A 15,302-nucleotide genomic window follows, 5' to 3' on the forward strand; every position below is an offset into this window, starting at 1 on the left:
TTGCGGTACTATCGCAGCTCTTGAATCTTCCTGGCGGAGCGGCGCGATGGAAACGCGGTGGCTTGAGGACTTTCTGGTGCTGGCGGAAACCGGCAGCTTCACCCGCGCGGCGGAATTGCGCCACCTGACCCAGCCGGCGTTTTCGCGGCGGATCAAATCGCTGGAAAGCTGGCTGGGCGCGGACTTGATCGACCGCACCACTTATCCCACCCGGCTGACCGAAGCCGGCGTTCTGTTCCGCGAGCAGGCGGTGGGCATGCTGTCCCAGCTCAACACCACCCGCGCCTTGCTGCGCGGCTTGCAGCCCTTGGCCGCGGGCACGCTGGAGTTCGCGGTGCCGCACACGCTGTCCTTCTCCTTCTTCCCCAAGTGGCTGTCCCAGGTTCAGCAGGGCTACGGCGCGCTGCCTTGCCGCCTGCAGGCCAGCAATGTGCACGACGCCTTGTTGGCCTTCGTCGAGGGTGGCAGCGATCTATTGATGTGTTACCACCATCCCAAGCAGCCGGTGGAGTTGACCGATCCGCGCTATCTGGGCCTGCGGCTGGGAGTGGAACGCTTGCGGCCGTTTTCGATCGCGGAGAATGGCCGGCCGCGTCACCAACTGCCCGGCAGCATGGAACGGCCGCAGCCCTTCCTCGGCTATGCCAGCAATGCCTATTTCCGGCTGATGAGCGATGTGATCCTGGAGCAGGCGCCGCAGCCGGCCAGGCTGGCGCTCAATTACGAAACCGACATGGCCGAAGGCCTCAAGCATATGGTGCTGGAAGGGCATGGCCTGGCGTTTCTGCCGGAAAGCTCGGTACGGCGCGAACTGCTCGAAGGGCTGCTGGCCGCCGCCGGCGACGAGGGCTGGCAGGTGGAAATGGAAATCCGCCTCTATCTGGACCAGAAGCGCAGGCGGCCGGCGCTGAAGGCGTTCTGGGACTATCTGGCGCGGCAGTATCCGCGCGTGGGTTAGCCTGCTCCAGGCTTGCCGCGTGTTGGAGCGCGGCAGGGAGGGGCCTGAGTCGCGTGGGCGCCAAGGTTATGCATTTCCTGCATGACCCCATCGGCATTTCGAATTGGCCAGCCACGGCGGGCTGGCATAGAGTGCGCTCCTCGAGCCACGCGCGGCGTGGCGCCATCCGCATCAGGAGACGTATCCATGACGACCCGCATCGAACATGATCTGTTAGGCGATCGTGAAGTGCCCGCCGACGTTTACTGGGGCGTGCACACTTTGCGCGCAGTCGAGAACTTCCCTATCACCGGCCAGCGCATCTCCGCCTACGGCGACTTGATCCGCGCGCTGGCCTGTATCAAGCAGGCCGCCGCTCAGGCCAACCGCGACCTGGGCTTGCTGCCTGCGCCCATCGCCCAGGCCATCATCGCCGCCTGCGAGGAAATCCGCGCCGGGCGCTGGCATGAGCAGTTCGTGGTGGATGCGATCCAGGGCGGAGCCGGCACCTCCACCAATATGAACGCCAATGAGGTCATCGCCAACCGCGCGCTGGAACTGATGGGGCACGCCAAGGGCGAGTACCAGTACCTGCACCCTAATGAACATGTCAATCTGTGCCAGAGCACCAATGACGTTTACCCGACCGCGCTGCGGCTGGCGGCGTTCTGGGGCGCCAACCAGTTGCTGACCCGGATGGCGGAGCTGCGTGAAGCCTTCGCCGCCAAGGCGGATGAGTTCAAGGACTACCTGAAGATGGGCCGCACCCAGCTACAGGACGCGGTGCCGATGACGCTGGGCCAGGAGTTTCAAACCTATGCGGTGATGCTGCAGGAAGACGAACAGCGCTTGGTGGAAGCCAGCGCGCTGATGTTGGAGATCAATCTGGGCGCCACCGCCATCGGCACCGGCATTACCGCGCATCCGGATTACGCGCGCCTCGCCTGCCTGCACCTGTCCGAGCTGAGCGGCCATACCTTGCTGACCGCGCCGAATCTGATCGAAGCCACCCAGGACTGCGGCGCCTTCGTGCAGCTCTCCGGCGTGCTCAAGCGCATTGCGGTCAAGCTGTCCAAGAGCTGCAATGATTTGCGCCTGTTGTCCTCCGGCCCGCGCGCCGGCTTTGGTGAGATCAATCTGCCGCCGCGCCAGGCCGGCTCCTCCATCATGCCGGGCAAGGTGAATCCGGTGATCCCGGAAGTGGTGAGCCAGGTGGCTTACGAGGTGATAGGCAATGACGTCACCATCACCATGGCGGCGGAAGCCGGGCAGTTGCAATTGAACGCCTTCGAGCCGGTGATCGCCTACAGCCTGTTCCGCAGCATGGGCCACCTGGCCGCCGCCTGCGCCACGTTGAGCGACAACTGCGTCAAAGGCATCACCGCCAACCGGGAACGCCTGCAGGCTAGCGTCGAGAACTCCATCGGCCTGGTCACCGCGCTCAATCCCATCATCGGCTACGCCGCCGCCACCAATGTGGCGGCCCAGGCGCACGCCACCGGCGCCAGCGTCGCCGACATCGTGCTGGAGCAAGGCTTGCTGAGCCGTGAGCAACTGGATCTGCTGCTGAAGCCGGAAGAGCTGACCCGGCCGCGCTGGGTGACCGTGTAATTGATTTCCCTTGTCTGACTTATCGTTGTGAGCGTTTCAACTTGATCAGGCCGCTATCCGCGGCCTGTTTTTTTGGCCGGCGGCCCAGGCTTGCGACGGCGAGGCAATGCGCGTATAAGAAATTGTGCATTGCACAATAGGGGGCGCTATGAATGCGGCACTATGGTGGGGTCTGGAATATCCGCGCGGCCTGTACGCGCTAAGCGGCGAGCAGTGGCGCGGCCGGCGGCAGTGGCTGCGCTCCGGCTGTTTTCACGGCGCGACGGTGCTGCGCGGCGCGGCGCCGTGGCCGGCCAAGCTGCGCCGCCTGCTGCAACGCGCCGGCGCCGACTGGATCGCGTTGTGCTACGACGACAGCGCGGCCGCTTCCGTCCTGCTGGACGCAATGAGCGCGCATCCGCTATGGCGCAGCGAGGCGCTGCAATCTCTGCTGGCCTGGCAGCTGCAAAGCCAGCGTCAGTGGCGGCAAGGTCTGCTGCGCTGGGGCAGGGAGTTGTCCTGTCGGTGCTGAGGGTGGGAAAAAGCGCTTTCGGCATCGGCGATTAGCCGCCATAATCGCGGCTTTCGAATCGCACAGGGCGGCATGCCATGGCTAATCACTCGATGTTGACCCCGGCGCAGTTGCAAACCTTGGCTCCGCAGCTGCAGCAGTACGCGCAGCAGCAGTTCGGCTTCGAGCTGGGGCAGTTCGACGCGCAGTTCCTGCTGGACTTCATCGCCGACAAGATAGGCCGGGATATCTACAACAAGGCCTTGGACGACGCGCAACTGGCGCTGGCCGCGCGCATGGAATCCTTGCAGGCGGCGATCTGGGAGCTGGAGAAGTAAGCGCCGCACTGCTCTTTGCCGTTTGCATCCCGTTTGCGGGTACAATCGTTCAGTCTCTCATTTCACACTTGCGGTACCCATGCTCTACTTGCGTTTGATGTTGAAAGGCTTCCTGCTGGCAATCCTGCTGGTGGTGCTGGGCTTCAGTTATGTGGCCTGGAGCATTGTCGATTTCGGCAGCAACGCAAGCGAACCGCAAGCCGACGCCGCGCTGGTGTTGGGCGCGGCGGCCTGGGGCAAGCGCCCGTCCCCGGTGTTCCGCGAGCGCATCAATCACGCGGTCAAACTGTACAAGTCCGGCAAGGTGCGCTGGATCGTGTTCACCGGCGGCACGCCGGAACCGGGCTATCCGTCCGAAGCCGACGTCGGCCGTGATTTCGCCGCCAAGCAAGGCGTGCCGATGACGGCGATGCTGGCGGAAAACCAGTCGCGCACCACCTGGCAGAACCTGGAGAACGCGCGCGAATTGAGCAGCCAGTTCGGCATCCGCTCCTTCCTCTTGGTCAGCGACCCGCTGCACATGCGTCGTTCAGTGCTGATGGCCACCGATATCGGCCTGGTGGCTTATCCGGCGCCAACCCAATCCAGCCGCTACCGCACCCTGTCCAGCTGGTCCCGTTTCCTGGCTAGGGAAACCTGGCTTTACCTGGGCTACCGCGTGTTCCGCAAGCTATCTTGAGTTCGCCGGAATGGCGAAGCGTTGCGGCGCGGCATAAAAAAAGCCGGCTATAAGCCGGTTTTTTCACGTCGAGCGGAGGCGGATCAGTGGTGGTGCCATAGATCGATCAGTTCGCCGCCTTCCACCGACTTGACCTCGGCGCGGGCTTGCAGCCAGGACAGCAATTGCTGGCGCAGCTCGTCGCTGATTTTGATTTCGCCCACCGGGAAGGCCACGCCTTCCAGCTTGCCGGCGCTGTCGAAATGGCCGCCGAAGCTGATGCCGGCATCGTCCACCTGGGTCAGCCAGGCGTCCAGCAGCGCTTCGGAATCCGCGCCTTCATGCAAGAGCGCGATCAAATGGAAACCCAGTTCGCGGAATTCGCCGACGCGCATTTTCTTGCGTTGACGGACTTTCAGGCGGCTCAGGCGATGGGGGGAATTGGGATTGCGCAGGGACATTACAGCTCCTTATTCAAAGACCTGGCGATGATAGCAGGCTTGCCGACTTTGCGCTCCGTCAGCTGTACGCAGGTTTCTGTCACTTTAACTAAACAAATATCATATAAAAACGTAATTATTTGCCGTAGTCATTGCCATTGGAATGGAATTAGTATTTTTTCTCATTCTCAATACATGAAATGGATGACTACAGGGATGAAAAGCACAAAAACAATATTGGCGGTATCCGTGATGTCCGCGTTGCTGAGCGCATGCGGCGGCGGGGGCGGCGGCGGTAGCGCCGGCAACGGCGGCTCCGGCGCCGGAGCGTCGGCATCGGGCAGGATGCTGGCGGTGGACGGCGCGGAAGTGGCGGCTTTGGCGTGCTCGGGCAATGTGTGCCGCTTGCCGGCCTCGGCCGGCCGCGCGCAGTCCGGTTCCGTCTACCAGTACACCAATACCGGCACCTTGGCGCAAACGGTATCGATCAGCGGCAATCCCTTGAGCGCCGCCTGGCAGATGGTGGTGTCGCGCGTCAGCTCCGGCGACACCTCCAGCCAGGCCAAGCTGGCCGCTTCCGGCTTGCGCGGCGGATCGGACGCCGCCGCGGAACGACTGGAAGCGGAAAGCCAGGCGGTGATGGCCGCGGTTGGCGCGGCGGCCCGCTCCGGCGCCTTATCGCTGCGGAGCGCTGGTTCGCACCGGCTGCTGGCGGAGCAGGCCAGCTTGCAGGCGGCCAGCTACGCAATCGGCGACAAGCGAGTCTGGCACGATATGGACAGCGATAGCGCGACCAGCCTGCAAGCCATGCGGGATTTGCCCAATGGCGGCGGCAAGGTCTATGTCTGGGCGCAGGACGGGCTGGACGTCAGCGTAGGCAGCGACCAGGCCGACGCGCTGGCCGAGCGCTTCGCCAATAGCGTCTACCCCTTGGAAGCCTCGGTCGTCAGCGAGCCCTGGGGCAATGACATCGATCCGGGCTGGCGCGCGCTGGCTCTGCCCGGCGACACCAAGGACGTGCACCTGGTGCTGAGCCGCTTGAACGACCCGACTCAGACCGGCGGCGGCCGCTTGCTCGGCTATGTGCGCTGGACCAATGCCTTGCTGGCGTCGGCGGCGCCGGCCATGTGCGGCGGCGACCAAGAGTGCCGCGATGTGGTGGGCAAGAGCAATCAGGCCTTGGCCACCTTCGTGGACCTGGATACCTTCGCCCAGGCCGATCCGGGACGCAACTGGAGCATGAAGGGCAACGGCCCCAGCCTGGCCTTGTCCACGCTGGCGCACGAATATCTGCACGTGCTCTACGCCTACAACAAGATACTGCGCAAGCCGCCGGGTTCCGGTCAGCCCACGGTATGGGAAAACGAGCTGGCGGCCCAGACCATGGGCTATCTGGTGTCGGCGGACACCTTCACCGGCGGCCGCGGCAGCGATGCCAACTCCCATCCGGACCTGCGCCGCGGCGGCGACTTCGAAAGCTTCCTGCGCCGGCCGGCTTGCAATCTGAAGGGCTGGAGCGTGGCGGCATCGAATTACACTTGCTACCCGAAAGCGCTGGCGGCGGGCATGCAGATGCTGCACCAGTTCGGCGCGGGCGTGATGAAGCCGTGGGTGACCGGTGCCAATACCGGCGAGGCGGCCTTGAACGATGGTTTGCGCGCGGTGGGCGCCGGCGATTACGGCAAGCTGATGCTGCGCCTCAACACCACGCTGGCGCTGGGGGGCAACCCGGCCAACGGTTATGGCTTCCCGGCCAAAACGCTGAGCTTGCCGGCCAACCAGTACTTCCCCAATGGCAAGAGCTTGCTGTTGCCGGCGGCGCCGTTCCAGGCGCAGGAAATCGGCTGGAGCGCGTTGGCGACGGCGGAAACCTATAAGCAGAGCCTGCCGCTGTCGCGCGGCGTGGCGCGGGTGACGGTGCCGGCCAACAGCCATCTGATCCTGGTCAAGCCATGATGCGCGGGCTGCTGCTGTGGCTAGGCCTTTGCGCCGGAGTTGGCGCGATGTCGTTGCCGCCGTGGGAGGAGGGCACCCTGGTCGCCGTCGGCGCGCCGCCGTTGGTGCGTTTAGGAGTGGAAAAGGGGGATGGCGGCACCTTCGTCATCCAGCCCGCTGTCGACGGCAAGGGACTGGGGGCTACGGAAGTGGCCGCGTTGAAGAAGCGGACCGGTTCGCGCATCCGCTATCGGGCCGGGCCGTTCAAAGTCCACCCGCTGCTGGGGCGCGAGGCCGTGCTGCTGCAGGCGGAAGTGCTTGAGCCGCGTTGAGTCGTGAAAAACCGCCTGGCCTCATGAGGAAGCCAGGCGGTTTCATTCCGGGCCTACAGACCCAAATCCCGCCACATCCCATCGACGCGTTGCTTGACCGCCTCGTCCATCACGATGGGCACGCCCCATTCGCGGCTGGTCTCACCGGGCATCTTGTTGGTGGCGTCCAGGCCCATCTTGCCGCCCAGGCCGGACACCGGGCTGGCGAAGTCCAGATAATCTATAGGCGTATGTTCGATCAAGGTAGTGTCGCGCACCGGGTCCATGCGGGTGGTGATCGCCCAGATCACTTCCTTCCAGTCCCGGGTGTTGACGTCGTCGTCCACCACCACGATGAACTTGGTGTACATGAACTGGCGCAAGAAACTCCAGCATCCCATCATCACCCGCTTGGCGTGGCCGGGGTATTGCTTCTTGATGCTGACCACCGCCATCCGGTAGCTGCAGCCTTCCGGCGGCAGGTAGAAATCGACGATTTCCGGAAACTGCTTTTGCAGTATCGGCACGAAGACCTCGTTCAGCGCCACGCCCAGCACCGCCGGTTCATCCGGCGGCTTGCCGGTGTAGGTGCTGTGGTAAATCGCGTTTTCGCGCATGGTGACGCGGTCCACGGTCAGCACCGGGAAGCGGTCCTGCTCGTTGTAATAGCCGGTATGGTCGCCGTAAGGGCCTTCCAGCGCGGTGTCGTCGGGGTGGATATGGCCTTCCAGCACGATCTCGGCGCGCGCCGGCACTTGCAGGTCCGAACCCAGGCATTTCGTCAGCTCGGTGCGGCTGCCGCGCAGCAGGCCGGCGAACTGGTACTCGGACAAAGTATCCGGCACCGGCGTCACCGCGCCCAGGATGGTGGCCGGGTCGCAGCCCAGCACTACCGCTACCGGGTAAGGTTTGCCGGGATGCTGTTGGCAGAATTCGCGGTAATCCAGCGCGCCGCCGCGGTGGGCCAGCCAGCGCATGATGACGCGATTGCGGCCAATCAGCTGCTGACGATAAATGCCGAGGTTCTGGCGTTTCTTGTTGGGGCCGCGGGTCACGGTCAGCCCCCAGGTGATCAGCGGCGCCACGTCGCCGGGCCAGCAGTGCTGGATGGGCAGCCGCTCTAGGTCAACCTCATTGCCTTCCCAGACGATTTGCTGGCACGGCGCCTTGCTGACTTCCTTCGGCGCCATCGACAGCAATTGCTTCAGCAAGGGCAGCTTGTCCCAGGCGTCTTTCAAGCCCTTGGGCGGCTCCGGCTCCTTCAGGTAAGCCAGGGTCTTGCCGATCTCGCGCAACTGCATCACATCGGCGGCGCCCATGCCCAGCGCCACCCGCTCCGGGGTGCCGAACAGATTGGCCAGCACCGGGTAATCAAAGCGCTTGCCGTCCTTGACTGGCTGTTCGAACAGCAGCGCCGGGCCGCCGGCTTTCAGTACCCTGTCGCCGATCTCGGTCATCTCCAGGTGAGGGGAGACCGGGGACGCAATTCGTTTCAACAGCCCTTGTTGTTCCAATTGGGAGACAAACTCCCGTAAATCTGCATATTTCATGACCGTCTCATGATCTGGCGCAAAGTTTGATATTTGGTGCTTGGATAATCTGCCACCGGACGCCGAACGCTACTGCTGCCTGTAAGCAAAGTCAACGATGGCAGCAAGACCGCCGGCCTGCATTCGACCAAACATGACAGGAGAACCCAATATGAAAAAGCTTGCTCTCGCCGCAATGATCGGCCTGGTTTCCGCCAGCGCTTTCGCCGCTCAAGGCGATATCCTGGCGCGCTTCCGCGTGATCAATGTTAACCCCTCCGCCAGCTGGAGCAACTCTGGCGCGGTGCCGGGCCTGACGGTCGATGCCAAGGACAGCTGGGCGCCTGAGGTCGACTTCACCTATATGATCACCAACAATATCGGCGCCGAGCTGATTTTGGGCACTACTCGCCACGAAATCACCACCAATGCCTTCGGTTCCGTCGGCAAGGTGTCGGTGTTGCCGCCTACTTTGACCCTGCAATACCACTTTGCGCCGGACGCGACTTTCCGTCCCTATGTGGGCGCCGGCATCAACTACACCCGCTTCTACAATGAAGGCCTGCGCGTAGCTGCTGCCAAAACCGACCTGAGCGTGAAGAAGAACAGCTGGGGTCCGGCGCTGCAACTGGGCGCCGACTACGCGATCAACAAGAACTGGTTCGTCAACCTGGATGTCAAGAAAATCTGGATCAAGACCGACGTGACCGCCGATCAACTGGGCGGCGCCAAACTGGGCGAACTGAAGATCGACCCGTGGGTATTCGGTATCGGCTTCGGCACCAAGTTCTGATCGTAAAACCTTTACGAGCCCAAAACGCCCTGCGGGGCGTTTTTTCTTGCTTGTCGCGTTAGAATGGCCGCTTGAGAACTTTCAGACACTGGAGAAGCAAGATGACTGATTGGGTTGCCCAGGCGGTGCGCAAGATAGAGGCCGATTTCAATCGCTCCAGCGACACCCATTTGATCCCGCTGCCGATGCCCGGCGTGCCGGAGATCCAGTTGTATTTCAAGGACGAATCCACCCATCCCACCGGCAGCCTCAAGCACCGGCTGGCGCGCTCGCTGTTTCTGTATGGCTTGTGCAATGGCTGGATACGCGAAGGCAGCACCATCATCGAGGCTTCCAGCGGCAGCACCGCGGTGTCCGAAGCCTATTTTTCCCGTTTGCTGGGCCTGCCTTTCATTGCGGTGATGCCCAAGAGCACTTCGCAGGAAAAAATCCGCGCGATCGAATTCTATGGCGGTCGCAGCCACCTGGTCGACGATCCGGCCACCATTTACGACGAATCCAAACGCCTGGCGCAGGAACTGAACGGCCATTACATGGACCAGTTCACCTATGCCGAGCGCGCGACGGACTGGCGCGGCAACAATAATATCGCCGACACCATTTTCACCCAAATGGCGTACGAGCCCAATCCGGTGCCGGACTGGATCATTTGCGGCGCCGGCACCGGCGGCACTTCGGCCACTTTCGGCCGTTATGTGCGTTACCAGAAGCTGGCGACCAAGGTCTGCGTGGTGGACCCGGAAAATTCGGTGTTCTACGACAGCTTCCACACCGGCAGCGTCGACTGCCGCTGCGAAGGCGGATCCGGGGTGGAAGGCATAGGCCGGCCGCGGGTCGAGCCGTCCTTCATTCCCACCGTCATCGACGAAGTCATCCGGGTGCCCAATGTCGCCAGCTACGCCGCCATCCACTTCCTGGAAGAAGTGCTGGGGCGTCGTTGCGGCGGTTCCACCGGCACCAATTTCTACGGTGTGTGCGAGCTGGTCAGCCAGATGCGCAAGCAGGGCCGCAGCGGCTCCATCGTCACCCTGATCTGCGATGACGGCAACCGCTACCAGGACAGCTATTACAAGCCCGAATGGCTGCAAGCCAACGGCTTCGATATCTCGCCCTGGGTGGAGCGCTACCGCCGCTTCTTCAATGAAGGGCAGTGGTAAGCACTGTTTGGCGGCTCGTAGACGGCGAGATGCCGACAGTTGTTGTCAAAAAGCATCAATTATCTGAAGTGGAACCATGTTGCGCCGCATCGAAAACCGCCGAGCGGCGCAGCGTTTTTTGTTGAGAAAATAGCAACTTACCGGCCAGCGCAAAACGCTTGGTCCGCTTGATGGAAAAAATACGCTGAGGTCTTGAATTTTCAAGGGATTTCAACGGCCCCAGCTTTATCTTTTTTGTTAAACTGGCGCCCTTTTTCTTGGGCGGGGAAGATAGATGGCTCTCCTTGAAATCAAAAATGTCGTCAAGCGCTTCGGTGACTATACGGCGGTCAACAATGTCAGCCTGTCGGTAGAGGCTGGCGAATTCTTCACCCTGCTGGGCCCGTCCGGCTGCGGCAAGACCACCTTGCTGCGCATGCTGGCCGGTTTCGAACAGCCCGATGCCGGCCAGATCCTGCTGGACGGCCAAGACATGTCGCATGTGCTGCCGGAAAAGCGTCCGGTGCACACCGTGTTCCAGAGCTATGCCTTGTTCCCGCACATGACGGTGCGCGAGAACATCGCCTTCCCGCTGAAGATGGCCAAGTGGGACAAGGCCAAGATCGACGCCCAGGTGGACGAATTGCTGGAAGACGTGCGCCTGACCCAGTTCGGCAATCGCTATCCGCATGAAATGTCCGGCGGTCAGCGTCAGCGCGTGGCCATAGCCCGAGCCTTGGTCGATCGCCCGCGGCTGCTGCTGCTGGACGAACCGCTGTCCGCTCTGGACGCCAAGCTGCGCGAGGAAATGCAGCTGGAACTGATCAAGTTGCAGAAGGAAGTCGGCATCACCTTCGTCTATGTCACCCATGATCAGGGGGAGGCACTGGCGCTCAGCCACCGCATCGCGGTGATGAGCCATGGCCAGGTGGAGCAACTGGACGCGCCGGAAACCCTGTACAGCAAGCCCAAGAATCGCTTCGTCGCCGACTTCCTCGGCCAGTGCAATGTGCTGGAAGGCAAGATCAAGCGCGTGGACGGCGACACCATGCTGGTGGATCTGAAGGGCTGCGGCGAAGTGCGCTGCCTGGCGGTGCCCGATGTGCGCGAAGGTCAGACCGGCTGGCTGGCGCTGCGTCCGGAGAAGGTCAAGCTGGACAAGAACCTGCCGGCGGACGAGGGCGAGGCTCACTTCAAGGGCCGTGTCCACGATTGCCTGTATCTGGGCGACGTCACGCTCTACGTGGTGGAAGTGGGCGAGGGCGTGATGGTGGAAGCCATGCTGCCCAACAGCATTCCCGGCGTCGCCAAGTTCTTTGACGACAACGACATCGTGGAACTGGCCTGGCGTTTCGACGCCGGCAGCTTCCTGACGGAGTAAACGCGCATGGCGATTCGAGATCGATTCGGCAAGTGGGCGCTGTCGTGGCCGCCGCTGGTCTACCTGGTCCTGTTTTTCCTGGTGCCATCGCTGATCATGGTGGTGGCTGCCTTCCGCAATCCGGGCGATTACGGCGGCCTCGCGCCGATGTATTACCTCGAGGAAGGCAAGCTGGTCTGGGACCTGACCCTGGACAACTTCCGCCGTCTGGTGGAAGAGCCGCTCTATATCGAGCTGTTCATCAAGTCCGCCGGCTACGCGGCGACCACCACCGTGGTGTGCCTGCTGATGGCCTACCCGCTGGCCTGGCTGATCGCCCGCTCCGGCAAGAAATACCGCGACCTGATGCTGCTGCTGGTGATCCTGCCGTTCTGGTCCAACTTCCTGATCCGCATCTACGCCTGGATGATCATCCTGGGGCCGCAATCGGCGTTCACCAAGATGCTGAACGTGGTGGTGACCTCGCTGGGCTTCGAGCCGCTGCGTCTGCTGTTCACCCCGTTCGCCGTCATCGTCGGCCTGGTCTATGTGCACCTGCCCTTCATGGTGCTGCCGCTGTACGCCAATCTGGAAAAGCACGACATGGCCTTGCTGGACGCGGCGCAGGACCTGGGCGCCAACGCCTGGCAGCGCTTCTGGCGCGTGACCTGGCCGCTGAGCTTGCCCGGCGTGTTCGCCGGCTCGGCGCTGGTGTTCATTCCGGCGCTCGGCATGTTCGCGATTCCGGACATCCTGGGCGGCACCGACTCCATCATGATAGGCAATCTGATCAAGCAGCAGATTCTGGACACTCGCGATTGGCCGTTCGGCTCGGTGCTGTCCATCATGCTGACCGGAGGCGTATTGTTGATCGCGGCGCTGGGCGCGCTGGTAGGCAGAGGAGGCAAGAAACGTGGCTAAGAAACAATCGCGTTGGTTGTGGGCATCGGCCATGCTGACCTACGCCTTCCTCTATCTGCCGCTGGTCATCGTGGTGCTGTATTCCTTCAACGATTCCAGGCTCAATGCGGAGTGGGTGGGCTTCACCCTCAAGTGGTACGACAAGCTGTTCCACAATGAGAAAATGCTGAGCGCGGCGGCCAACTCGCTGATCATCGGCATCATCGCCAGCGCCTGCGCCACCGTGCTGGGCACGCTGGCCGGCATCGCGATGCACCGCTACAAGCTGCGCCTGCTGCCCTTCCTGGTGCTGACGCCCATCGCCATTCCGGAGTTGCTGATGGGGGTGTCGCTGGTGATCTTCTTCGTCATCGTCAACCAGTTGATCGGCATCCTGGAACTGGGCTTGATCACCATCCTGCTGTCCCACATTGCATTCTGCATCGGCTTCGTCGCCATCGTGGTGCGCGCGCGGATGCAAGGCATGGACGACAGCCTGGTGGAAGCGGCGCGCGATCTGGGCGCGACGCCGTTCCAGGCCTTCCGCCTGATCACCCTGCCCATCATCAAGCCGGGCATCATCGCCGGCGCTTTGATGGCCTTCACCCTGTCCATCGACGACTTCGTGATCACCTTCTTCACCGCCGGCGCCGGCGCCAGCATGCTGCCCTTGGAAATCTACTCCATGATCAAGATCGCGGTGACGCCGGAAGTGAACGCGGTGTCCAGTTTGTTGATGCTGTTGACCTTGGTGCTGATCGTCATCGCCTCGCGCGTGTCGCCCAGCGCGCTGCGGGCCAATGGCTGAGTCGTAGGGCCCCGGCCGGGCGACAAGGGAGCCGGCCGGTTTTTCATGTAGTCGCAATGCACTCGTGCAAATAGAAGGAAAACCGCAATGAAAAAAGTCCTCGTGACGCTTGCACTGGCCGTATCTGCTCAGGCGTATGCAGCGGAAGAACTGCATCTCTACAACTGGAACAACTACCTGTCGGAAAGCACCGCCAAGAATTTCGAGGCCTATTGCAAGTGCAAGCTGGTGCAGGATTTCTACGGCGACAATGAAGAAATGCTGGCCAAGCTGGCAGCCGGCGCCAAAGGCTACGACATCGTGGTGCCGACCGGCTTCGCGGTGGAGGCGCTGATCAAGCAGGGCAAGGCGCAGCCGCTGGACAAAAAACAGCTGCCCAACTTCAAGAACCTGAACGCCGGCTATCTGAACAGCTTCTTCGACAAGGGCAACCAGTACTCGGTCCCCTACGCCTTCACCACCACGCTGCTGGGCTACAACGAAACCAAGCTGAAAGAGCTGGGCTTGCTGGACAAGGCCAATAGCTGGGCGCTGATCTTCGATCCGGCCGTATTGGCCAAGCTCAAGGGCAAGATCACCGTGCTGGACTCTCAGCGCGAACTGGTGTCCGCCGCCTTGATGTATCTGGGCAAGCCGGCCAACTCCACCAATCCGGCGGACTGGAAGGCGGCGCGCGACGTGATCCTGAAGGCCAAGCCTTACTGGGCCGCTTTCAACAACCAGAGCTATATCAAGGAACTGACCGTGGGCAATATCTATGTCGCCTTCGGTTACTCCAACGATATGTACCAGGCGCAGCAGGATGCCAAGAAGGCTGGCCGCAAGTTCGGCGTCAACTTCTCCTTGCAGAAGGAAGGCAATACCTTGTCGCTGGACAACTTCGTGGTGTTGAAAGACGCGCCGCGCAAGGACCTAGCCTACAAGTTCATCAACTTCATGCTGGACGGCAAGAACGCCTCCGGTCTGACCAACGATATGGGCTCGGGCAATCCCAACGCCGCGGCCGGCAAATTCGTCAAACCGGAGCTGACCAAGGTGCACGCGATCTTCCCGACCGCGGGCGAACTGCCGCGTCTGCAACAGCTGAAGGATTTGAACGCCAAGGACCGCCGCGAGCTGAACAAGGTGTGGTCCGAGATCAAGCTGAAGTAAGCGCGATACTCTATATAGGAGAAAAGGCCGGGATTCCGGCCTTTTTTTATTCTCAGTCCCAGCGCCGACGCGCCAACTCGCCGATGGACGCGACACGGATGTCCACGTGAGCAGGACGCCGCACCTGCTTGCTGACCCAGATCGTTTTCATGCCCAGCTTCTTCGCCGTCAACAGATTGGGTAGCGAGTCCTCCACCATGATGCAGTGCCGCGGGTCCAGCCGCTCTTGCGCCAGAACTTTGCGGAAAGCGCTGATGTGCGGCTTGGGCACATAGTCCAATTGCTCGACGCCATAGATGGAGTGGAAATGCCGCTCAATCGCCAGGCGCTGCAGAATGCCCGTCACATAGTGATGCGGCCCATTGGAGAAAATCACCTTGCGGCCCGGCAGCGCGCGCAGCGACTCCGCCAGATTGTGCTCGGCGAACAGCCATTGTTCCAGTTCATCCAGCTTATGGGTTTCCAATAAGAAGTCGTGTGGATCGATATTGTGGTGAGTGACCAGGCCATGCATGGTGGCGCCGTATTGCGCCCAGTAGCGCTCCCGCAGCAAGCGCGCCTCCACCGCGTCCACTTGCAGATGTTTCATCATATAAGCGGACATCGCATGGCTGATGTGGGCGAAAATGCCGCCGCTGGCGTGGTGCAGCGTGTCGTCCAGGTCGAAAATCCAGTTTCTGTTGCGCATGATCGTGCTTCTTGAAGGGCGGACGAGGAGGGGAATTATCGGATTTTCAAGCCGGAAGCGACAGTCCCTACCAGTGCATGGCGGCTACGCTGAAATTCTTCATATGGATGATTCAATATAAATCATGGGGATAGCTTGCGAGAGGCCTCTTTTGTCAAAAATCTTTCACGAAAGGTGTTGACGGGTTTAGGGGGCTGACGTATAGTTCGCCTCCTC

Annotated in this window: 17 protein-coding genes; 13 read left to right on the plus strand and 4 right to left on the minus strand. The window is 61.8% G+C overall.

What is annotated here, in order from left to right; translation table 11 throughout:
• Window positions 1-46: 46 nt before the first annotated feature.
• The 5 genes from VI26_RS05160 (at window position 47) to VI26_RS05180 (ending at window position 4,055) form a co-directional block, all read left to right on the plus strand.
• On the plus strand, window positions 47-958 hold the full coding sequence (locus tag VI26_RS05160; RefSeq protein WP_048408670.1) for a LysR family transcriptional regulator: 912 nt from the start codon (window positions 47-49) through the stop codon (window positions 956-958).
• A 186-nt stretch (window positions 959-1,144) separates the two neighbouring features.
• Window positions 1,145-2,548 carry an aspartate ammonia-lyase gene (gene aspA / locus VI26_RS05165; protein ID WP_048408671.1) on the plus strand — a complete coding sequence of 468 codons (1,404 nt, stop codon included), beginning with the start codon at window positions 1,145-1,147 and terminating at the stop codon, window positions 2,546-2,548.
• A 148-nt stretch (window positions 2,549-2,696) separates the two neighbouring features.
• On the plus strand, window positions 2,697-3,059 hold the full coding sequence (locus VI26_RS05170) for a hypothetical protein (RefSeq protein WP_048408672.1): 363 nt from the start codon (window positions 2,697-2,699) through the stop codon (window positions 3,057-3,059).
• 77 nt (window positions 3,060-3,136) lie between these two features.
• Window positions 3,137-3,376 (plus strand): DUF2164 domain-containing protein, encoded by a 240-nt coding sequence (locus tag VI26_RS05175; protein WP_048408673.1) that lies wholly within the window; start codon window positions 3,137-3,139, stop codon window positions 3,374-3,376.
• A 79-nt stretch (window positions 3,377-3,455) separates the two neighbouring features.
• The gene (locus tag VI26_RS05180) at window positions 3,456-4,055 is read left to right on the plus strand and encodes a YdcF family protein (protein ID WP_048408674.1); all 600 of its coding nucleotides are present in this window, start codon (window positions 3,456-3,458) and stop codon (window positions 4,053-4,055) included.
• Window positions 4,056-4,138: 83 nt separating this feature from the next.
• On the opposite strand, the gene VI26_RS05185 is transcribed toward VI26_RS05180, so the two are convergent.
• A complete protein-coding gene (locus VI26_RS05185; protein ID WP_048408675.1) occupies window positions 4,139-4,495 on the minus strand; it encodes a 50S ribosome-binding protein YggL in 357 nt (118 codons plus the stop codon).
• 195 nt (window positions 4,496-4,690) lie between these two features.
• Here VI26_RS05185 and VI26_RS05190 point away from each other — a divergent pair, with 195 nt between their 5' ends.
• Both VI26_RS05190 and VI26_RS05195 read left to right on the plus strand, forming a co-directional pair.
• On the plus strand, window positions 4,691-6,430 hold the full coding sequence (locus VI26_RS05190; RefSeq protein WP_156183749.1) for a hypothetical protein: 1,740 nt from the start codon (window positions 4,691-4,693) through the stop codon (window positions 6,428-6,430).
• A 47-nt stretch (window positions 6,431-6,477) separates the two neighbouring features.
• Complete coding sequence (locus tag VI26_RS05195; protein ID WP_156183750.1) at window positions 6,478-6,741, plus strand: hypothetical protein; 264 nt, start codon at window positions 6,478-6,480, stop codon at window positions 6,739-6,741.
• 53 nt (window positions 6,742-6,794) lie between these two features.
• Here VI26_RS05195 and ubiD read toward each other — a convergent pair whose 3' ends face one another.
• A complete protein-coding gene (ubiD, locus tag VI26_RS05200) occupies window positions 6,795-8,270 on the minus strand; it encodes a 4-hydroxy-3-polyprenylbenzoate decarboxylase (protein ID WP_048408678.1) in 1,476 nt (491 codons plus the stop codon).
• 151 nt (window positions 8,271-8,421) lie between these two features.
• Between ubiD and VI26_RS05205 the strand changes: the two genes are divergently transcribed.
• Both VI26_RS05205 and VI26_RS05210 read left to right on the plus strand, forming a co-directional pair.
• Complete coding sequence (locus tag VI26_RS05205) at window positions 8,422-9,042, plus strand: OmpW family protein (RefSeq protein WP_048408679.1); 621 nt, start codon at window positions 8,422-8,424, stop codon at window positions 9,040-9,042.
• 101 nt (window positions 9,043-9,143) lie between these two features.
• Window positions 9,144-10,199, plus strand: coding sequence for a PLP-dependent cysteine synthase family protein (locus tag VI26_RS05210; RefSeq protein WP_048408680.1), 1,056 nt, complete (start codon window positions 9,144-9,146; stop codon window positions 10,197-10,199).
• Window positions 10,200-10,254: 55 nt separating this feature from the next.
• On the opposite strand, the gene VI26_RS24315 is transcribed toward VI26_RS05210, so the two are convergent.
• Entirely contained in the window at window positions 10,255-10,413 is a 159-nt protein-coding gene (locus VI26_RS24315) for a hypothetical protein (RefSeq protein ID WP_156183751.1), read from the minus strand.
• A gap of 60 nt (window positions 10,414-10,473) precedes the next feature.
• Between VI26_RS24315 and VI26_RS05215 the strand changes: the two genes are divergently transcribed.
• From VI26_RS05215 to VI26_RS05230, 4 genes are all read left to right on the plus strand, one after another.
• Window positions 10,474-11,559 carry an ABC transporter ATP-binding protein gene (locus tag VI26_RS05215; RefSeq protein ID WP_048408681.1) on the plus strand — a complete coding sequence of 362 codons (1,086 nt, stop codon included), beginning with the start codon at window positions 10,474-10,476 and terminating at the stop codon, window positions 11,557-11,559.
• A 6-nt stretch (window positions 11,560-11,565) separates the two neighbouring features.
• A complete protein-coding gene (locus VI26_RS05220; protein WP_197081389.1) occupies window positions 11,566-12,459 on the plus strand; it encodes an ABC transporter permease in 894 nt (297 codons plus the stop codon).
• Complete coding sequence (locus VI26_RS05225) at window positions 12,452-13,246, plus strand: ABC transporter permease (protein ID WP_231580958.1); 795 nt, start codon at window positions 12,452-12,454, stop codon at window positions 13,244-13,246. The genes VI26_RS05220 and VI26_RS05225 overlap by 8 nt, the downstream gene beginning before the upstream one ends.
• Before the next feature lie 87 nt (window positions 13,247-13,333).
• Window positions 13,334-14,398, plus strand: a complete 1,065-nt coding sequence (locus tag VI26_RS05230; RefSeq protein WP_048408683.1) for a PotD/PotF family extracellular solute-binding protein — start codon at window positions 13,334-13,336, stop codon at window positions 14,396-14,398.
• A 52-nt stretch (window positions 14,399-14,450) separates the two neighbouring features.
• Here VI26_RS05230 and VI26_RS05235 read toward each other — a convergent pair whose 3' ends face one another.
• On the minus strand, window positions 14,451-15,086 hold the full coding sequence (locus tag VI26_RS05235; protein WP_048408684.1) for a pyrimidine 5'-nucleotidase: 636 nt from the start codon (window positions 15,084-15,086) through the stop codon (window positions 14,451-14,453).
• Window positions 15,087-15,302 lie beyond the last annotated feature (216 nt).

This window comes from Chromobacterium sp. LK1, assembly GCF_001043555.1.
In the GTDB taxonomy this organism is placed as follows: Bacteria; Pseudomonadota; Gammaproteobacteria; order Burkholderiales; family Chromobacteriaceae; genus Chromobacterium; species Chromobacterium aquaticum.

Excerpts from the sequence above, each read along its gene's own strand:
- VI26_RS05210 (WP_048408680.1), top strand. The coding sequence starts at position 9,144 with ATGACTGATTGGGTTGCCCAGGCGGTGCGCAAGATAGAGGCCGATTTC.
- VI26_RS05190 (WP_156183749.1), top strand. The coding sequence starts at position 4,691 with ATGAAAAGCACAAAAACAATATTGGCGGTATCCGTGATGTCCGCGTTG.
- VI26_RS05220 (WP_197081389.1), top strand. The coding sequence starts at position 11,566 with ATGGCGATTCGAGATCGATTCGGCAAGTGGGCGCTGTCGTGGCCGCCG.
- VI26_RS05205 (WP_048408679.1), top strand. The coding sequence starts at position 8,422 with ATGAAAAAGCTTGCTCTCGCCGCAATGATCGGCCTGGTTTCCGCCAGC.
- aspA (WP_048408671.1), top strand. The coding sequence starts at position 1,145 with ATGACGACCCGCATCGAACATGATCTGTTAGGCGATCGTGAAGTGCCC.
- VI26_RS05175 (WP_048408673.1), top strand. The coding sequence starts at position 3,137 with ATGGCTAATCACTCGATGTTGACCCCGGCGCAGTTGCAAACCTTGGCT.
- VI26_RS05185 (WP_048408675.1), bottom strand. The coding sequence starts at position 4,495 with ATGTCCCTGCGCAATCCCAATTCCCCCCATCGCCTGAGCCGCCTGAAA.
- VI26_RS05195 (WP_156183750.1), top strand. The coding sequence starts at position 6,478 with ATGTCGTTGCCGCCGTGGGAGGAGGGCACCCTGGTCGCCGTCGGCGCG.
- VI26_RS05235 (WP_048408684.1), bottom strand. The coding sequence starts at position 15,086 with ATGCGCAACAGAAACTGGATTTTCGACCTGGACGACACGCTGCACCAC.
- VI26_RS05180 (WP_048408674.1), top strand. The coding sequence starts at position 3,456 with ATGCTCTACTTGCGTTTGATGTTGAAAGGCTTCCTGCTGGCAATCCTG.
- VI26_RS05170 (WP_048408672.1), top strand. The coding sequence starts at position 2,697 with ATGAATGCGGCACTATGGTGGGGTCTGGAATATCCGCGCGGCCTGTAC.
- ubiD (WP_048408678.1), bottom strand. The coding sequence starts at position 8,270 with ATGAAATATGCAGATTTACGGGAGTTTGTCTCCCAATTGGAACAACAA.
- VI26_RS05160 (WP_048408670.1), top strand. The coding sequence starts at position 47 with ATGGAAACGCGGTGGCTTGAGGACTTTCTGGTGCTGGCGGAAACCGGC.
- VI26_RS05215 (WP_048408681.1), top strand. The coding sequence starts at position 10,474 with ATGGCTCTCCTTGAAATCAAAAATGTCGTCAAGCGCTTCGGTGACTAT.
- VI26_RS05230 (WP_048408683.1), top strand. The coding sequence starts at position 13,334 with ATGAAAAAAGTCCTCGTGACGCTTGCACTGGCCGTATCTGCTCAGGCG.